Below are 16,567 nucleotides of genomic sequence, written 5' to 3' on the forward strand. Positions count from 1 at the left end.
ACTCCGCATCATGCCAACTTCACAAAGTTTTGTAACAATAGAAGCAGTCCCTTAATGTCAGAATTGATCTATGTTTCTATTTGGATTAGGCAAGAAAACCACCCTCCCCACTCCTGAAGAAGCCTTACCAGGGCGTAAAACCCCCATGCCTGTACCTGACACACACTTTGTTAACGGTAACCCCCTTCAACCTCCCTACCCAGAGGGATTAGAAATGGCGGTGTTTGGCCTAGGCTGTTTTTGGGGAGCAGAACGCTGTTTCTGGAAACAACCAGGAGTCTTTAGCACTGCTGTGGGTTATGCAGGTGGATATACCCCCAATCCCAACTACCATGAAGTGTGTACGGGTAAAACGGGTCATAACGAAGTCGTGCTAGTGGTTTTTGACCCTCAGCAAATTAGTTATGAAAGTCTCCTCAAAGTCTTCTGGGAAAGCCATGATCCTACCCAAGGAATGCGCCAAGGGAATGACGTGGGAACCCAATACCGTTCTGGGATTTATGTCTATTCTGAAGCTCAGAAAGAACGGGCTGAAAAATCCCGCCAAGTCTACCAAGAGGCGCTTAAGAAAGCTGGATATGACGAAATTACGACGGAAATTCTTGACGCGCCTGAGTTTTATTATGCTGAAGACTATCACCAACAGTATCTAGCCAAAAATCCTGGTGGCTATTGTGGGTTAGGAGGAACGAAGGTTTCTTGTCCAGGGGTAACGATGGGTGAGGGAATAGGGAATTAGGGAATAGGGCATGGGCAGGAGAAGGCTGCAATATGCATTCACATTCCACCAACGATATCCTGCCCACCCTATCGGTTATGTGAGACTTAAAAACTCCTAGACATTTTGCCGGGCAGTGAGTCTAGGAGAAACGTTTTTCTATTCAGAGGGGTTAACGGGACTGACGGGGCTCGAACCCGCAACTTCCGCCGTGACAGGGCGGTGCTCTAACCAATTGAACTACAGTCCCTTAATCAAGCCAATATCCATAGTTACATGAATTTTTAGGTTTGTCAAGAGAATTGAGAATTTTTTTTGGGGAATGGAGAAGATTGGGAAGATTGGGCTGTCTCCCGATCTTCCCAATCTTCCTCATCCCTGTCAGGAGACGACTTCGATGTATTGGCTATCCATCAGAAATGCGCCCCCAGTAAAGCGAACGCCCCAATAGCCTCCGGGACGACAGTCGAGAATTGTGCCTTCTTCACCGAGTTGAATGACATCGGGAGGGCGAAGCATGGGCATGGGTTCGGCAGTTTTGACGTAGGGCGGAAGGGCAACCACGCGCACGCGATCGCCAACTTGAAAGGTTTTTGATTCACTCATGGGACTTGCCAAATGCGTTGATGATAGGCTTGAGGATCGGCATAGGGATCGACTGGGGGATGGTCGTGATCGTGATGATGATGGTGATGATGACTGTGATCGTGGGAATGATCGCCATCACCGAGAGCAGCTAACCGGAATTTGCATAACTCACAGTTCATCTGCACTTGTCCCAATTGGGTTTCAATTTCGCGATCGCGCACCAGATGCATTAAATGAGGATCGATTCCCATCTCAGATAAGCACACATGGTTAATCTCTGGAAACTGTTCCTGTTGCTCGGCAGTGATATCGGCAATTTTCTTCACCAATACCCCAGTGAATAAGAAATAGGGTAACACGATAATTCGCTTCGGCTGATAGAGGCGAGCGCGACGAAACCCTTCTTCTAGGCGAGGATGGGTAATACCGATGAAACAGGTTTCGACGGTTTGATAACCGCTTCCTTCCCACACCATACGGGCTAACTTGTAAACATCTCCATTGGCATCTGGATCGCTCGATCCGCGCCCCACAAAGAGGAGTACGGTGTCAGCGCGGGGATACTCTGGGGTATCCAGGGCAGTTAGGCGATCGCCCCATAACTCTAAAATACTGGGCGTAATCCCAAAATGCCGACCATAGTGAAATTTCACCTGCGGATACTCTAACCGCGCTGCATCCAAGGCATTGGTGACATCAAACTTATTATGGCGGGCAGCAAATAACAAAATCGGCAGCGCAGATACTTCCGTATATCCTTGCTCTATACAGCGTTTAACGCCTTCTAGAATGGTGGGTTCTGTTAACTCCAAAAAACAAGGAATTACCGGTCGAGAAGGGTCTAGAGCTTCATAGGCAGCCGCAAAATCGATAAATGCCTCTCGCCCCTCGCGATCGCGGCTCCCATGGCCAATCATCAACAACGGACGGTTGATGGGCAAGGGAGATAATTGAATTGAAGACGGTTTAAGTTGAAGTTGCATGATAGCTCGTAAGATACGATAACCCTCTGGCATAGTACGTTAATCCTATGGCAGAGGGCTATGCAGGGATGGGGGATAAGGTCGAGTTATTCTAGGTGTAGACGTTCCCTCGCGATCTAGAGGGAATCGCCCTCCTACAGGGTTAAAGATTCGGGATTATTTTCAATTAAATCGGCTAAATCTTTAAGGAATGCGGCTGCATCTGCACCGTAGATAATACGATGATCGCAGGTAATATTCACTGTCATTTGTCGGCGCACACCCATTAAACCATTGTCCATGGCTACTACTTGGGGTTTAGAGGCACCAATGGCGAGAATTGAACCTTGACCCGGGGGTAAAATAGCGTCAAATTGATCCACACCAAACATCCCCAAATTGGAGAGGGTGAAGGTTCCGCTATTGTATTCTACTGGTTGTAACTGCTTGGAGCGAGAACGAGCAACCAAATCTTTCCAGGTGCGCGAGAGGGAATAAATATCGAGTTGATCGGCATTTTGTAGTACTGGAGTAATTAAGCCGCCATCATCCATGGCAACAGCGATCGCTACATTAATATTGGAGGGATATTGGATGCCTTCTTCGGTATAACCGGCATTAACGATGGGATGTTTAGCCAGAACCACAGCCACTGCTTTAGCTAGCAAAGCGGTCATGGTAACGCCCTTAGACTTAATCTGTTTATAGAGCCGATCCAGGTTATCAGTGGTAATGCTGTAAGCAACATGGAACGTGGGCACTGCTAAACTCGCCACCATGTTGCGGACAACAGCCTGTTGCAACGTATTGAAGCGTACCACCTGACCGGGGGTAACTGCGGGTTTCGGAGCTGGAGCTGGAGCAGCCACAGGTTTGGGAGCGGCAACAGGGGCAGGAGCAGCAATAGGCGCTACACTGGGGGCCACACCAGCCGCACTTTCGACATCTTGGGCTACGATGCGTCCATGGGGGCCACTTCCGACTAAAGTCGCTAAATCCACCTTTAAGTCTTTAGCCAATTTCCGGGCGCGAGGAGAAGCAATGGTACGGCCATTGCTGCGAGCCGTTGCGGCAACAGGAGCGGGTGCGGCAGCAACAGGAGCTGGCGCAGGGGCTGGGGCTGGGGTAGCAGCGGCAGGAGCGCTTTTGGCTTGTTGTTTAGCAGTTTCAATTTCAGCTTCGGTTTCGGCAATGAAGGCGATCGCTTCTCCTACCGGTGCAACCCCACCTGCATCTACAATAATGGTGGCAAGATAGCCTTCATAGAAGGATTCCACATCCATGTCTGCCTTATCGGACTCGACAATAACGACGGTTTCTCCTTTCTCAATTTTGTCCCCTAGGGACTTTTCCCAAGAAACAATTTTGCCTTCAGTCATGGTAGAACTGAGGGCAGGCATGAACACTTCATGAATCATGGCACTGTTATCCTTAAAATTTAATTGGGTAATAGGGAATAGGAAAAACCAGTGGCTCCCTATTTCCTTTTGCTTTTTGCCTTTTGCCTGACTTCTTCCAGAAGTCTATATTTCGGCTAAATCTGACCTCGAATTTCTTCGACCACCCCATCTCGGAGGACAATTTCCACCTGCATTTTCTGGATCAAGTTTTCTCCTGGGGTAATGGTAAAGAAGCTATCCATTTGACCTTGATCGACTTCCTTATCTAACTCTAGGGTTTGTACCTGATTCAGTTGGTTTAGAAGTTGATTTTTTTGTTGCAGCAACTCGTTTTTCTTCTGATTCAACTGGGCTTGAATCTGGGTAACCTGTTGGGGATTTTGGGTTTGCATATTGGTAATCATGCTCTGGCCCTGCATCTCTACCTGTTGAATTTGTGTATCCATTTGGTTGAGTTGATTTTGGAGTTGTTCTTGAACTTCTTCCTTCCATCGAGAAGTCACAATGACTTTAATCCGAACGGGTCGTTTGAGCAGCAGGTTTTGGGTATCCATGTTTAGCAAATTCACGCTGTGTAAGTCCAGTGCAATTGAGGGTCAAAACAGGCGATCCTGTTTCTGAAGATGATTAAGTGAACATCCCGTTAATCATATCGCGATACTGTTCTCTCACAATGGGACGTTTGATTTTCAAGGTTTGGGTCATCATGCCATTGTTAATGGAGAAGGGTTCAGTAATCAAACGGAAGGGGCCAATGCGGTCATCGGGGCGATACCCTGGGCGATTTTTGACTTCCCGGTTGAGTTCGGCTCGGAACAGCTCTTGAATGGCTTCATGATCGAAGTTGAGCTGCAAGGTGCTATCCTCAAGGGTTTGGGCAATTGCCCGATCGCCAGGATGATGTTGTTTGACCCAGGTCTCTAGGGCTTCGACATTGGGCACAATTAAGGCTCCGAGCGATCGCTGATCTTGCCCCACAAGCATCATTTGATCGATATACGGACTGCGGGTACAAGCATCTTCAATGGGTTGGGGTTCGATATTTTCCCCATTGGTTAAAACAATGGTATCTTTAGCTCTTCCGGTAATCACCAGTTGTCCCTCTGGGGTGAGGAAACCTAAATCTCCGGTGTCAAACCATCCGTCAGAGTCAATGGCCTTAGCCGTGGCTTGAATATTCCCATAATAGCCTTGCATAATTTGGGGGCCTCTAGCCACAATTAATCCCCGATCGCCTTGGGGCAGGGGTTGACGTGTGTTTGGATCGACAATTCGCACTTCAGTACCCGGTAGGGGTGTACCGGACGATCCGCGTAAATTGCGATCGCACCGCCGAGCCGTGAGTACTGGAGCCGTTTCGGTTAAACCATAGCCGACTAAAATCTCAAAGTTAATCATTTCAAAGAATTTATCAATATGCTTGGCTAAGGAACCGCCTCCACTAATGACTTGTTTCATCTGTCCACCTGTGGCTTGGCGAACTTTTTGATAAATCAGGCGATCGCCTAAATAATGTAAAGGAGCCAGCAGCGCCGCCTTAATGGTAGCCGAGGTGCGTTCTGAAGCAGATGGGGTGAGATTCTCTAACTCTAGTTGTTCCTTTATCCGTTTGGCGGAAACATACTGGTCAGAAAAGTCTAGAAAGATTTGGATTAATTTTTGCCGACTTGGGGACTGTTCCCGAAATTCTTTCTGAATGCCTTCATAAATGGATTCCCACAACCGAGGGACACCTACCATGTAATGGGGTTTATAGTTCTTCAGGTCTTGTTTGAAGTTGCGGATATTGGTGTATCGCTGGGAACAACCTTGGGAGAGCAGATAGTATTCAATCGTGCGCTCGTACACATGCCAAGAGGGAAGAATGCTCAAGACGCGATCGCCCGGATTGGGAGCCACCACGACTGCCAAGGTATTGACTTGATAGAGCAAATTACTATGGGAGAGCATTGCACCCTTGGGTTTTCCCGTGGTTCCAGACGTATAAATTAGGGTTGCTAACTGCTTGGGGTTGTGTTCTACCGGTTGGTAGGATTCTCCCTGGGCACGGTCGCATAATTGCCCAAAATTAAGATATAGAGGAGCCTCACCAGAAGAAACGGGGGGGTCTTCATCACTGAGGAGGATAATCGCTTGTAGGGTCATCGAGTTTAAGCGAGGAGCCAGTTTATCGAGGGTTTTGAGGTTTTCCACAATCAGAAAACTGCATCCGCTATCTTGGAGGATATAGAGCAGCTCGTCGATATCTGCTTGGGAACTTCGCACCGCATTGGCGGCTCCAGCCATCTTAATTCCTTGGTCAACCATAAACCATCGGGGGCTGTTATCGGCAAACAGGGCAATGCGATCGCCCGGATTAACCCCAATTTGTTGCAGAGCGATCGCCACCTGTTGCATTTGCTCGTACATCTGGCTATAGGTTAGGCTGACCTTCTGTTGGCTATGGATATCTTCGAGGGCGACAATATCGCCAAACTTTTGGGCGGCGATCGGCCAAATTTGGGCGATCGATCCTAAGTGACTATAATTCACGGCATGACTTAAATTCGCCTTTTCTAGCACTGACAGATTCGGATAATCAGATGCCACAAACCCATTACTCATCTTTTTTCTAATCCCACACTCAATTTGTTCCAGTTTATAAGACAGTGGGGAGTCGGCAGTCGGGAATCCGGAATAGGAAAAACCGCGCGATCAAAGGCTCAAACCCTGGGTAGGAGCTTGCCTATTTTTCGCCCCTACTGCCTACGCCCTATCTATTGACAAAATATCTAGACTATGCATTAACCTATTTTCGTTTAATGTTGGTGAAAATCTGACAGGAGAGTTGGTCTAAAGACCCCGCAGTGGCATGATATTCATATTGCGCTTTTGGCGGTGGGACACACCGTTTCAGCCTGTGGAGCGAATGTCAGACTCGAAAGGCATTGTGCCCTAGAAAGCTGTTGCGAAAAACCCGCAAGGGACAGAAGCAGGAACCCAAATCGTGAGGTTTGGGAATCACCGTCCTTCCAGGGCGGTGAGGATGTCAAAATGAAGATCGACATAGAAGGTAACAATCCCAAGTCCAGTAGGTACTTTAACTACTCATGGGTCTTGGGTAGGCCAAAGTGTTGAAAATTCCAATAACAAAATGTCATAGTCTTTGAGGGAGAACCATGCTGAAACGATACATTGTGCTGATATTAGCCACTGTATTTCTGGCCCTGAACGTTGTTGTCGGGAGTGCGACGGCTGCCAATATTTCGGAAAAGAACCGCACTATTCCCGTTGATCAAGCAGGCGAGACCACAACAATTACTCAAGATGAGTATGTGTTAGGGAAGAGACTGTTTGTGGATACCTGTTCCCAGTGTCATGGAACAGGGATGACCAAAACCAACCCGAATGTGGGATTGGGTGTTGAGGCGATGGCTGGAGCAGAACCCCCCCGTGATAATCTAGCGGCTTTAGTTGACTATATGCAGAATCCCACCACCTATGATGGAGAGATTGAAATTTATGAACTCCATCCGAGTACCCGGAGTGCGGATATTTTCCCAGAAATGAGAAACCTTAGTGATGAGGATTTAAAAGCGATCGGCTCTTATATTCTGGTGGAAATGAATGTGCGTCCGAATCAGTGGGGAGCGGGTAAAAATACTCGTTAATTCTCAAAAGAGTCCCTCCGACTCCTGGGGATAGGAGTGGCACTTTTTCCAATTCAATAGCAGCAGTCTTGAGTACTGCTGCTCTTAATGTTGATTTATCTAAAGTTCATGATTAATTTCCCTCGATTCAAATTCGGTTTAAACGTTTTTTTGGCTGAGAGTGGGCGACAATGGAGGTGTTGGCTGCGTCCAGTGATGGCGATCGCCTTAACCATCGGTTTACTCTGGACTCTAGCCACCCCTTCAGCTTTCGCTTCAGATCGCTATGTAATCCGTTTCCTAAAAGCCTTAGAGCCGGTAGAAATTCCCTTAGATACGGCAGGTAATACGAAAACAGTGACCCCGGATCAGTTATCAGAAGGCAAAACTCTATTTAACAAAAATTGTGAAAATTGTCATTTAGGGGGCACAACCCTGCTGAGTGACTATGAGTCTTTGTCTTTAGAGTCTCTGCACAATTCTACTCCTCCCTTGGATAACATCAATAACATGGTGGGTTATCTACGTGCTCCTTTAAAACAAAAAGGGGACTATCAAAAATATGCCTGCCGTGAAGTGAGTCCAGAGTGGATGTCTTCTGAAGAACTGGAAGATTTATCGGCTTTTCTGATTCGTGCCGCTCAAAAAGTGGAAGGTTGGGGAGCTGGAGAGTTTTAGATTAGGGAATAGGTCATGGGGCATGAGTTTGTACATATTCCTGTTTTAGGGTCGGAGTTAATTGAAGGTCTAGACGTGCGTCCAGGGGGCAAATATCTGGACGCGACGGTGGGAGGAGGAGGCCATAGCTTGCTGCTGTTTGACCAATGTCGAGATATCTGGGTAACTGCCATTGACCAAGATACGCAGGCACTAGATGCGGCTAAACTGACGTTATCGGAGTATGGCGATCGCCTAACATTTTGGCATGGCAATTTTGTTGATTATCCGGGTAATGCTGAACAATTTGATGGCATTATCGCCGATTTAGGAGTTAGTTCTGCCCAATTTGATATCCCAGAACGGGGATTTAGTTTTCGCCATAGTGCCCCCTTGGATATGCGGATGAATCAACAGCAATCCCTGACGGCTGCGGATTTGATTAATCATGGGGATGAGAAGGAATTAGCCGATATCTTTTATCAATATGGTGAGGAGCGCTTGTCCCGGCGTATTGCTCGCTCTATTGTGGCCAAACGTCCCTTTAACACGACGACTGAGTTGGCCCAGGCGATCGCCTCCTGTTATCCCCCTCGCGCCCGTCATGGGCGGATTCATCCCGCTACACGAGTGTTTCAAGCCCTACGCATTGCAGTTAATCAAGAGTTAACCGTTTTGCCCCAGTTTCTGGATCTCGCTTCACACTGGTTAAAGCCTGGGGGAATCATTGGGGTGATTAGTTTTCATTCCCTAGAAGACCGATGCGTTAAACATTACTTTAAGGACTCCGCAGAACTTACCGTTTTGACCAAAAAACCGATAATTCCTCACGCAGAAGAAATCCAAAACAATCCCCGTGCGCGATCGGCAAAATTGAGATTGGCAAAACGTCTATAGTTCTACGTACGGGTAATGGGGAATGAGTTCATTATTGTGCCCTATACCCTCGATCGAGTCCCTTAAGCTGTTTCAACTTTCGATGTAATTCTTTATAAAACTTAGAATAGTTGTAAGTTTTTCTCTTGTAAGCATCTTAGTAAATGTTTATGATTGAATTTTCGCGGGGTAAAACCGAAAAAAACTGGAAATTATGGGGGATCGATCGAGATCCTCTGAAATGATAGGGTCAGAGGATCAATTACATATCTATCTCAAGAGAATCGGAACCGTTAGCAGCTCTTGAGCCACCAGTTATGGGATTTAACGGGAATATGGAAACTTTAAAAAATAATGTTTTAGTCTTAGGGCAAGAGTTAGACGATTTCAACCTCTTGCAATCGCTGCTCAATCATGTCCCTTGTCGAGTCGCGATCGCCAAATCACCCGAACAAGCAGTGACTCTATCGAGTCAAACCCTTCCGTCCTTAGTCATTCTATCAGGAAATTGCCATCAATGGTCGGCTGATTTTGTAAATCAATTACGAAGGCAAGCCCAAAAATGTGGTGTGACTATTATTGCCCTAACCGATTGTCATGCTCCCAGTTGGCTACATCAAGAATCCCATCTAGGGGTAGATGGATATTTGGTCAAACCGGTAGCTACAGATATTCTCATGTCAGTAGTAGAATCCGCTAGACTACGGCAGTTTTGTTGTTTTCAATAACAGCTAGAGGGGCGGTTTCTCACTAGATCTTTCCTTTAGCATTCCGCTTTTAATCGGTGATTCGGTTCACACTCCAGAAAACCGTATCTACCTTACAATGCTGTTTTCAAACGTTCAAGACTATACTAGATTCAATAGCCATTCTGAGATTGAGGCACTCAAACCCTTACAGCAGTTTCTGTTGTAGCTCTCTCCCTTCGACTGCGCTCAAGGCGAGGAGGGAAAGCCTTAGAAACGGGGGGTTTTAAGGTAAAAATGGGTTTCCCATGATCGATTCCTCCTTACCAGTTCGTCGTGCTATTACTTTGAGCATTTTGGAGATTGATTCTTGTATGTCTTACTATAGCTCCTATCTAATCCTGATCCCAGGAATACTCTTAATGTTCTGGGCGCAAAACCAAATCCGTAGCACCTATCAGCGTTATGCCCAAATTCCCTCTAGTATGGGAATGACTGGTGCAGAAGTGGCTCAAACCATTCTCTATCAAATGGGAATTACAGATATTAGTATTGAACCGGTTGCTGGAGAATTAACCGACCATTATGACCCTAATGCGAAAGCGGTACGCCTTTCTCAAGGGATCTATAATTCTTCTTCTTTAGCTGCTGCTGCGGTGGCTGCCCATGAATGTGGTCATGTGCTACAAGATAAGAAGGGTTATAGTTTTATGAATCTGAGGGCGAATTTAGTGCCCGTGGCTAATTTAGGCTCTCAGTTTGGCCCGATGCTCGTGATTTTAGGGTTATTTTTGAGCAGTTTAGGTACAATTTCTAGCTTAGTCATTAATTTAGGAATCGGATTATTTGTCGGCGCGATCGCCTTTCATGTGGTTACTCTACCGGTAGAATTTGATGCCTCTAGTCGCGCCCTGAAGTTAATTGATAATCTAGGGATTCTGCAAGGAGAAGAAAATCGAGGCGCTAAGGCGGTTCTACAAGCTGCCGCTTGGACTTATGTGGCCACAGCCTTATATGCAGTGTTGCAACTAGCACAGTTGCTACTGATTAGCCGCAATCGCTAATCAGAATTTAGGAGAGTTGATAGAATGCAACTCTCCTAATTGAACTTGAATAAAGAAAAATCTAACCGACTTGAGTCGTAATCTAGATAACATTTACAATCCCCCCTATAAAGTTAGTATACTTGAGTAAATATCTATAATTAAGTTATTACTAAAAACTGGAGACCAACCCATGAGCGATTCTAAAGCCTCACCATCGCTTCCTCTTCGTCTGGTTCTGGTTGTTCCTTTCCTGATACAGATTTTTGCAGCAGTTGGACTAACCGGTTATTTTTCTTTAAAAAATGGAAAAAAAGCAGTGAATAATGTCGCCTCTCAACTGCGAACTGAAATCACTGGGCGCGTTCAGAGCTATCTCGACAACTATTTAGCCATTCCTCATCAAATTAATGCAGCCAATGCTCATGCCATTCAACAAGGATGGCTAGATTTGAATAATATTGAAGCTTTAAATCGCCAATTTTTAAATCAAAGCTATGCCTTTGGTCAAAATTATCCCCTTTACATTTATGTAGGAAACAAAGTTGGAGGATTTGTAGGTGCTGGTCGGTATGAGATCAACGATGCTTTTGTTTGGGAATTTACGGAAAATCTGGAACCTGGAGAATTGATCAGTTATCCAGCCAATTCTGAAGGTAACTTAACAGATGTACTGACCACCTACAATTTTTTTGATGCCACTACACGACCCTGGTATCAAAAAGCAGTTAAAGAAAATAGCCAAATTTGGAGTGAGGTCTATACCTACGCTGATAATATTTTAGGCGTTACGGCTGCTCAACCTATTTTTGATCTAGAGGATCAATTCATCGGTGTTGCTGGTGTAGATATTCCCTTAGATGTAATTAACCAGTTTTTAGCCTCGATTAAAGTAGGGCAATCCGGTCAAGTTGTGATTATAGAAAGATCCGGCTATGTGATTGGATCTTCAACCCAAGAATCTCCTTATCTTAAAGATGAGATAAACCAAGAACTGAAGCGATTAGAAGCCAGCGAAAGCTCAAGGGTATCCATTCGCGAAGCCAGCCAATTTTTAGAAGCAAAGTTTTTACAACTGAGTCAAATCGATCAAACCCAACAATTAGAGTTTTGGATCGATCGAGAAAAGTATTTTTTACAAGTTACTCCATTAGGGAATGAGCAGGGATTAGATTGGTTGATTTTGGTGGTGATTCCTGAATCAGATTTTATGGCTGAAATTGATGCTAATACAGTGAGAACGATATGGCTGTGTTTAGCTGCATTAGGAGTTGCTATAACCCTGGGAATTTATACATCTCGTTGGATTCTTCAACCTATTTTAGCTCTTGTTCAATCTTCAGAATTAATGTCTCATGGCGATTTAAATCAACAGGTTAAAAATGGGAATATTACGGAACTGCAAACCTTAGCGAATGCGTTTAATCGCATGGCGAGTCAACTGAAAGCCTATTGTACAGATTTGGAACAACGGGTACAAGAGCGCACAGCAGAATTGGCGGAAGCGAAAAAAGTGGCTGATAGTGCAAACCAAGCTAAAAGTGAATTTTTAGCTAATATGAGCCATGAGTTGCGTACTCCCTTAAATGGCATTCTCGGTTATGCTCAAATTATGGATCGTGCTCAGAATCTTAATAACCATCGTAAGGGAGTGACGATTATTCACCAAGCAGGGTCTCACTTATTGAACTTAATTAATGATATTTTAGATCTGGCTAAAATTGAAGCTAGGAAAATGAATTTGGTGAACAGTGATTTTCATTTTCCATCTTTTTTGATAGCTGTAGCAGAAATGGCAAAAGTAAAAGCAACCACCAAAGGGCTTGATCTCAAGATATTGATCGATGATTGCTTACCAGTCGGAGTAAAAGCAGATGAAAAGCGTCTACGACAAGTGTTATTGAATTTATTAGGCAATGCGATTAAATTTACCGATGGAGGTGCGGTGACGTTTAAGGTCGATGTGTGTGAGCACGATCTAGAGTCTCATCAGGTTAGAATTTGCTTTGGGATTGAAGATACGGGTATTGGCATGACTCCTGAACAATTGGGGCAGATTTTTTTGCCGTTTGAACAAGTGGGATCTCAGTCTAAGAAGTCACAGGGAACGGGTTTGGGGTTAACTATTTGTCGGCAAATTGTGACGATGATGGGAAGTAACCTTGAAGTAGAAAGTGAATTTGGGCGGGGGAGTAAGTTTGGCTTTGAAGTAGAGCTAGAGGTTTCTGATGAATGGGTGAGCCGCGCTACGATTTTAGAACAAGGTAAAATTATCGGTTATCAAGGGGAACCGAAAAAGATTCTGGTGGTTGACGATCAAACCCTGAACCGAACCGTTGTTTATGAAATTTTAACTCCCTTAGGGTTTGTGATATCAGAGGCTAAAAATGGACGAGAAGGATTAGAAAAATTGGTGAAAGTAGCTCCTGATTTAGTGATGACGGATATTATGATGCCAGAGATGGATGGCTATGAATTTGCTAAAGGGATTCGTGAATCCTATTCACAAGATCTGCCGGTATTGGCGGTAAGTGCAAGTGTGTCTTTAGGAGATCAGAATTTGGCGATCGCGGCTGGATGTAATGAATTTCTAGATAAGCCGTTGGATATGGAAAAGTTGTTTACTGTTTTAAAGCGCTATCTCCACTTACAATGGATTTATGAAGAGCAGCCATCATCGCTTTCCTCTGATCCGTCTCCGATAATTGTGCCGAAGCCAGAATATTTACAACCCCTCTATAAAGCGCTGAAAATCGGAGATATTGATGCGATTGAGGAGACAGCTTATCGGCTCAAAGAGGAGGAAAGCGAATATGAAGCGTTTAGCGATCGCCTCTTGGAGTTAACGGCTGAGTTTGATGAGCGTGGTATTCTAGAGTTTCTGGAGAGCCAGTCTAAAGTCTAAAGTTCTTAAAGTGATGATTTTGGTATGTCCCTAAAGTCGTTAAATCTAACCCCTGAATTGTATGATTATCTACAAAAAGTTTCCCTAAGAGAACCGGAAATTTTAGCCCAACTGCGAGCAGAAACGGCTGCTAATCCTAGGGGAGGGATGCAAATTGCCCCAGAACAAGGTCAGTTTATGGCGTTTCTAGTGCGGTTGATGGGGGCGAAAAAAACCTTAGAGATTGGGGTGTTTACGGGATATAGTAGCTTAGTTGTAGCCTTAGCATTGCCTCCAGAGGGTCGGATTGTGGCTTGTGATGTGGATGCAGAAGTAACGAATATAGCGCGTCGCTATTGGCAAAAGGCAGGAGTTAGCGATCGCATCGACTTACGCCTTGCTCCCGCTCTAAACACCCTAGATCAACTCATAGCGAACGGAGAAGAACATACGTTTGATTTTACCTTTATTGATGCGGATAAACGCAACTACATCAATTATTACGAAAAAGCCTTAACCTTGGTGCGTCCAGGAGGAATGATTGCCATTGATAATGTGTTATGGTCTGGAAAAGTCGCCGATCCGCAAGTGAATGATCCGCGTACCGAATCCCTTCGAGCGTTTAATCAAAGTCTACAGAAAGATGAGCGCATCGAGTTAAGTTTAGTCCCTATTGGCGATGGGTTAACTTTAGCCTGGAAACGCTAAATTTATAGTGTGAGCATCTTGCTCGCTTTGAACCTCTCGCGAGCGAGATGCTCGCACTCACTGAATCCCTTATGTACTAAAGTTTAGAGAACAGAAAAGAGGCAACTATGCCCTCAATTCCACCTACACATACCCCTACCAACCTTGGGAGGTGTCCTTGTAGCCCTTTTGTATTAAAAGTGTAACCATTAGGATACCTCAACCATCTGTTCTCTTTTATCCAACCGATACGATTGCCAAATTCCTTCCACATATTGTCATCATATACTCCTAATTTTCCTCCTAAGTCCAGCCAAATTTGCTTTTGCACACTGAAGCCAAATTTACCCTTGCTATACTTTACCCACAACTGGTCTATCCCTCGTAATTCATCGCGAGGAAATTTTCGTAAATCATTACTATCTAAATAACCTTTATTTTCATCATCGCCTAGCTGCAACATTAAACGAGTCGTTTCCTCATCTGCTTTTTGCCATTCTCCATTGCGGAGATAACGTTGCAAATCTTGAAACAATAAATTACTAACATTCGCTTCTAGCTCTTGTAACTCTTTTTCTATTTCCGGATTAATTTTACGAGGTGTTTCTTTGATGCAATCATAAGCCAAAGCTACGGCATCTGCTGTTCCTATATTAATTAAAGCTTTCAAAAATTGATTGGGATTCACTTGTGCCGCATACAATAATATAGTTTCTCTCCACAAAGACGCTTGCCAATTTTGGATTAACAACTCCTCTTGCTTAGTGCGAATAATTTCTCTCGCTGCTAAATAACCCTGAAAACTTAAATGAGCAAACTGATAATCATCATCTCGTTTTACCAATAGTTCACTTACTTCAACTATTTGTTGAATCAATATCATCACATCCACTGAACAATCAAATCTGGCCACTGGATCTTTGATGCAATTATATAATAAATAGTAATCAATTTCTGGCTTGTTTTTTTGCACCATATATAAAGCAAATTCTTGTAAAATATGCTCCGCTTCATCCGCAGGCAACAGCAAAGACAGATTTCTAGCTAAAGGGCGATTGACTAATTGTAAGTTGATCACTTGTCGATATAAATCACTGCGCCTTCTGGGTAATTGTTCACTGGGATAAGTTCGATGAACATTGACAATTAAATTTAACAAGAGGGAAATTTTAGCTAAGTCATCTAGTTCCGGACGGCTCTTTAACTGTTCTAATAAATTATCCGCTTTTGTTCTTGCTTCAGCTTTTACTTTTGGAGTATTTCTTCCTCCTCTCGCATATCTCTCTTGATGCCAATACCAATTCTGAACAAATCTCTCTTGCTGATGGCGATTAAACGGCTGAATAAATAATTCACCCTTGAGTTTATATTTATAAGCAAATAATTTATAACCTGATGGACGGGAGGTAACAATAAAATAAGCTTCTGGATACTGTTTCATTTCTTTTCCAAGCCATTTACTTATCGTTATCCTCCAGATTTCATTGACCTCATCAAAACCATCAATCATTACCAAGATATTGCCATTTTCTAGATGTTTTTTTGCCCAATTATGTGGCAACTTCAATTGATCATAACCTGGAAGACTAGGGATGTGATGATTTTCAATTAGTTGAGGCAAAGTTAAGTTTTTTTTATTAACAATTAGTGATTGCCATTGACGCAGTAATAATAAAACAGGTAATACTTTAGGCGCTCGATATCTTCCTTCTTTCTTCTGAGTATAAATATAAGTAATGTGTCGCAGTAGTGTCGTTTTTCCATATCCTCCCCAGGAAATAATTGCTAACCGGCGATAGGCTTTGATTTTATTAGCTTTTCTTAAAATATCCCAAATATCTAAACTTTTTTTTTGAATTATTTCAAGTTTCTTTCGATCCCACTTCATTCCCGGAAAAAGAGGTAAAGATTCTCCTGCTAAATTCTGAATAAAAGAATTACTTAAACCCAATGAAACAAAGACTTCATTTAATAATGGAGTATAAGTACCTAATGCCGGATTAAAACCTTCCATTTCAAAGTCTGGCCACATATTCCCTTGCAACGTTAAGCATTTGTCCTCAACTCCCGCCAACTGCCATTGAATTGCAGAAGGAATTCTTTGATTTGTCTGGTCTATCCAGGCAATTAAACCTTTCGCGTCTTCTGTTCCTCTCTCTTCGTAGATCTCGGCTAGGGTTCTCAAAAAACTCTTAGAATAAGCAGCCCAAACGACACTAACCGCATTCACTGGCAAGAGTAACAGCGCTATCAACCACTCTTGTTGAAACAGGAAGGCAATAAATGCGCCGCCACTCCCCCCTAATGGCATCCACCGCACAAACGTCAACAGCGGTCCGCGAATCCATTGGCGAGCGGATGCGTTATCAATTGTTACTGATTCCGATCGCTGTTCTTCTTGTTGCTCTTCTCGCGTTTCCTCTGTCATAGCTCAACC

The 16,567-nt window shown here is 44.2% G+C and carries 14 protein-coding genes and 1 tRNA gene; 8 read left to right on the top strand and 7 right to left on the bottom strand.

What is annotated here, in order from left to right; translation table 11 throughout:
* Positions 1-70: 70 nt before the first annotated feature.
* Positions 71-739 (top strand): peptide-methionine (S)-S-oxide reductase MsrA, encoded by a 669-nt coding sequence (gene msrA, locus PN466_RS17990; protein ID WP_271941913.1) that lies wholly within the window; start codon positions 71-73, stop codon positions 737-739.
* A gap of 155 nt (positions 740-894) precedes the next feature.
* On the opposite strand, the gene PN466_RS17995 is transcribed toward msrA, so the two are convergent.
* From PN466_RS17995 to PN466_RS18020, 6 genes are all read right to left on the bottom strand, one after another.
* Positions 895-968: transfer RNA gene (locus tag PN466_RS17995), tRNA-Asp, on the bottom strand.
* Between the two features lie 131 nt (positions 969-1,099).
* Positions 1,100-1,324, bottom strand: a complete 225-nt coding sequence (gene sipA, locus PN466_RS18000; RefSeq protein ID WP_271941916.1) for a regulatory protein SipA — start codon at positions 1,322-1,324, stop codon at positions 1,100-1,102.
* Positions 1,321-2,289 carry a sirohydrochlorin chelatase gene (locus PN466_RS18005; protein ID WP_390890032.1) on the bottom strand — a complete coding sequence of 323 codons (969 nt, stop codon included), beginning with the start codon at positions 2,287-2,289 and terminating at the stop codon, positions 1,321-1,323. The genes sipA and PN466_RS18005 overlap by 4 nt, the downstream gene beginning before the upstream one ends.
* A gap of 134 nt (positions 2,290-2,423) precedes the next feature.
* Positions 2,424-3,686, bottom strand: a complete 1,263-nt coding sequence (locus PN466_RS18010) for a dihydrolipoamide acetyltransferase family protein (RefSeq protein ID WP_271941922.1) — start codon at positions 3,684-3,686, stop codon at positions 2,424-2,426.
* 116 nt (positions 3,687-3,802) lie between these two features.
* A complete protein-coding gene (locus tag PN466_RS18015) occupies positions 3,803-4,222 on the bottom strand; it encodes a YlqD family protein (protein WP_271941925.1) in 420 nt (139 codons plus the stop codon).
* Positions 4,223-4,295: 73 nt separating this feature from the next.
* Positions 4,296-6,272 (bottom strand): AMP-dependent synthetase/ligase, encoded by a 1,977-nt coding sequence (locus tag PN466_RS18020; RefSeq protein ID WP_271941928.1) that lies wholly within the window; start codon positions 6,270-6,272, stop codon positions 4,296-4,298.
* A 554-nt stretch (positions 6,273-6,826) separates the two neighbouring features.
* Here PN466_RS18020 and psbV point away from each other — a divergent pair.
* The 7 genes from psbV (at position 6,827) to PN466_RS18055 (ending at position 14,151) form a co-directional block, all read left to right on the top strand.
* Positions 6,827-7,318 carry a photosystem II cytochrome c-550 gene (gene psbV, locus PN466_RS18025; RefSeq protein ID WP_271941932.1) on the top strand — a complete coding sequence of 164 codons (492 nt, stop codon included), beginning with the start codon at positions 6,827-6,829 and terminating at the stop codon, positions 7,316-7,318.
* Positions 7,319-7,426: 108 nt separating this feature from the next.
* Positions 7,427-7,975: a photosystem II cytochrome PsbV2 gene (gene psbV2 / locus PN466_RS18030; protein ID WP_271941935.1), complete on the top strand. Its 549-nt coding sequence runs from the start codon at positions 7,427-7,429 to the stop codon at positions 7,973-7,975.
* A gap of 15 nt (positions 7,976-7,990) precedes the next feature.
* Positions 7,991-8,851, top strand: coding sequence for a 16S rRNA (cytosine(1402)-N(4))-methyltransferase RsmH (rsmH, locus tag PN466_RS18035; RefSeq protein ID WP_271941938.1), 861 nt, complete (start codon positions 7,991-7,993; stop codon positions 8,849-8,851).
* A gap of 314 nt (positions 8,852-9,165) precedes the next feature.
* A complete protein-coding gene (locus PN466_RS18040) occupies positions 9,166-9,558 on the top strand; it encodes a response regulator (RefSeq protein WP_271941941.1) in 393 nt (130 codons plus the stop codon).
* Between the two features lie 332 nt (positions 9,559-9,890).
* Positions 9,891-10,580, top strand: coding sequence for a zinc metallopeptidase (locus PN466_RS18045; protein ID WP_278003139.1), 690 nt, complete (start codon positions 9,891-9,893; stop codon positions 10,578-10,580).
* Between the two features lie 172 nt (positions 10,581-10,752).
* On the top strand, positions 10,753-13,464 hold the full coding sequence (locus tag PN466_RS18050) for a hybrid sensor histidine kinase/response regulator (RefSeq protein ID WP_271941947.1): 2,712 nt from the start codon (positions 10,753-10,755) through the stop codon (positions 13,462-13,464).
* Between the two features lie 24 nt (positions 13,465-13,488).
* Positions 13,489-14,151, top strand: a complete 663-nt coding sequence (locus tag PN466_RS18055) for a class I SAM-dependent methyltransferase (RefSeq protein ID WP_271941950.1) — start codon at positions 13,489-13,491, stop codon at positions 14,149-14,151.
* Positions 14,152-14,227: 76 nt separating this feature from the next.
* On the opposite strand, the gene PN466_RS18060 is transcribed toward PN466_RS18055, so the two are convergent.
* On the bottom strand, positions 14,228-16,558 hold the full coding sequence (locus tag PN466_RS18060) for a GUN4 domain-containing protein (protein WP_271941953.1): 2,331 nt from the start codon (positions 16,556-16,558) through the stop codon (positions 14,228-14,230).
* Between the last annotated feature and the right edge of the window lie 9 nt (positions 16,559-16,567).

It is taken from the genome of Roseofilum reptotaenium CS-1145 (genome assembly GCF_028330985.1).
Lineage (GTDB): Bacteria > Cyanobacteriota > Cyanobacteriia > Cyanobacteriales > Desertifilaceae > Roseofilum > Roseofilum reptotaenium.

Excerpts from the sequence above, each read along its gene's own strand:
- msrA (WP_271941913.1), top strand. The coding sequence starts at position 71 with ATGTTTCTATTTGGATTAGGCAAGAAAACCACCCTCCCCACTCCTGAA.
- sipA (WP_271941916.1), bottom strand. The coding sequence starts at position 1,324 with ATGAGTGAATCAAAAACCTTTCAAGTTGGCGATCGCGTGCGCGTGGTT.
- PN466_RS18005 (WP_390890032.1), bottom strand. The coding sequence starts at position 2,289 with ATGCAACTTCAACTTAAACCGTCTTCAATTCAATTATCTCCCTTGCCC.
- PN466_RS18010 (WP_271941922.1), bottom strand. The coding sequence starts at position 3,686 with ATGATTCATGAAGTGTTCATGCCTGCCCTCAGTTCTACCATGACTGAA.
- PN466_RS18015 (WP_271941925.1), bottom strand. The coding sequence starts at position 4,222 with ATGGATACCCAAAACCTGCTGCTCAAACGACCCGTTCGGATTAAAGTC.
- PN466_RS18020 (WP_271941928.1), bottom strand. The coding sequence starts at position 6,272 with ATGAGTAATGGGTTTGTGGCATCTGATTATCCGAATCTGTCAGTGCTA.
- psbV (WP_271941932.1), top strand. The coding sequence starts at position 6,827 with ATGCTGAAACGATACATTGTGCTGATATTAGCCACTGTATTTCTGGCC.
- psbV2 (WP_271941935.1), top strand. The coding sequence starts at position 7,427 with ATGATTAATTTCCCTCGATTCAAATTCGGTTTAAACGTTTTTTTGGCT.
- rsmH (WP_271941938.1), top strand. The coding sequence starts at position 7,991 with ATGGGGCATGAGTTTGTACATATTCCTGTTTTAGGGTCGGAGTTAATT.
- PN466_RS18040 (WP_271941941.1), top strand. The coding sequence starts at position 9,166 with ATGGAAACTTTAAAAAATAATGTTTTAGTCTTAGGGCAAGAGTTAGAC.
- PN466_RS18045 (WP_278003139.1), top strand. The coding sequence starts at position 9,891 with ATGTCTTACTATAGCTCCTATCTAATCCTGATCCCAGGAATACTCTTA.
- PN466_RS18050 (WP_271941947.1), top strand. The coding sequence starts at position 10,753 with ATGAGCGATTCTAAAGCCTCACCATCGCTTCCTCTTCGTCTGGTTCTG.
- PN466_RS18055 (WP_271941950.1), top strand. The coding sequence starts at position 13,489 with ATGTCCCTAAAGTCGTTAAATCTAACCCCTGAATTGTATGATTATCTA.
- PN466_RS18060 (WP_271941953.1), bottom strand. The coding sequence starts at position 16,558 with ATGACAGAGGAAACGCGAGAAGAGCAACAAGAAGAACAGCGATCGGAA.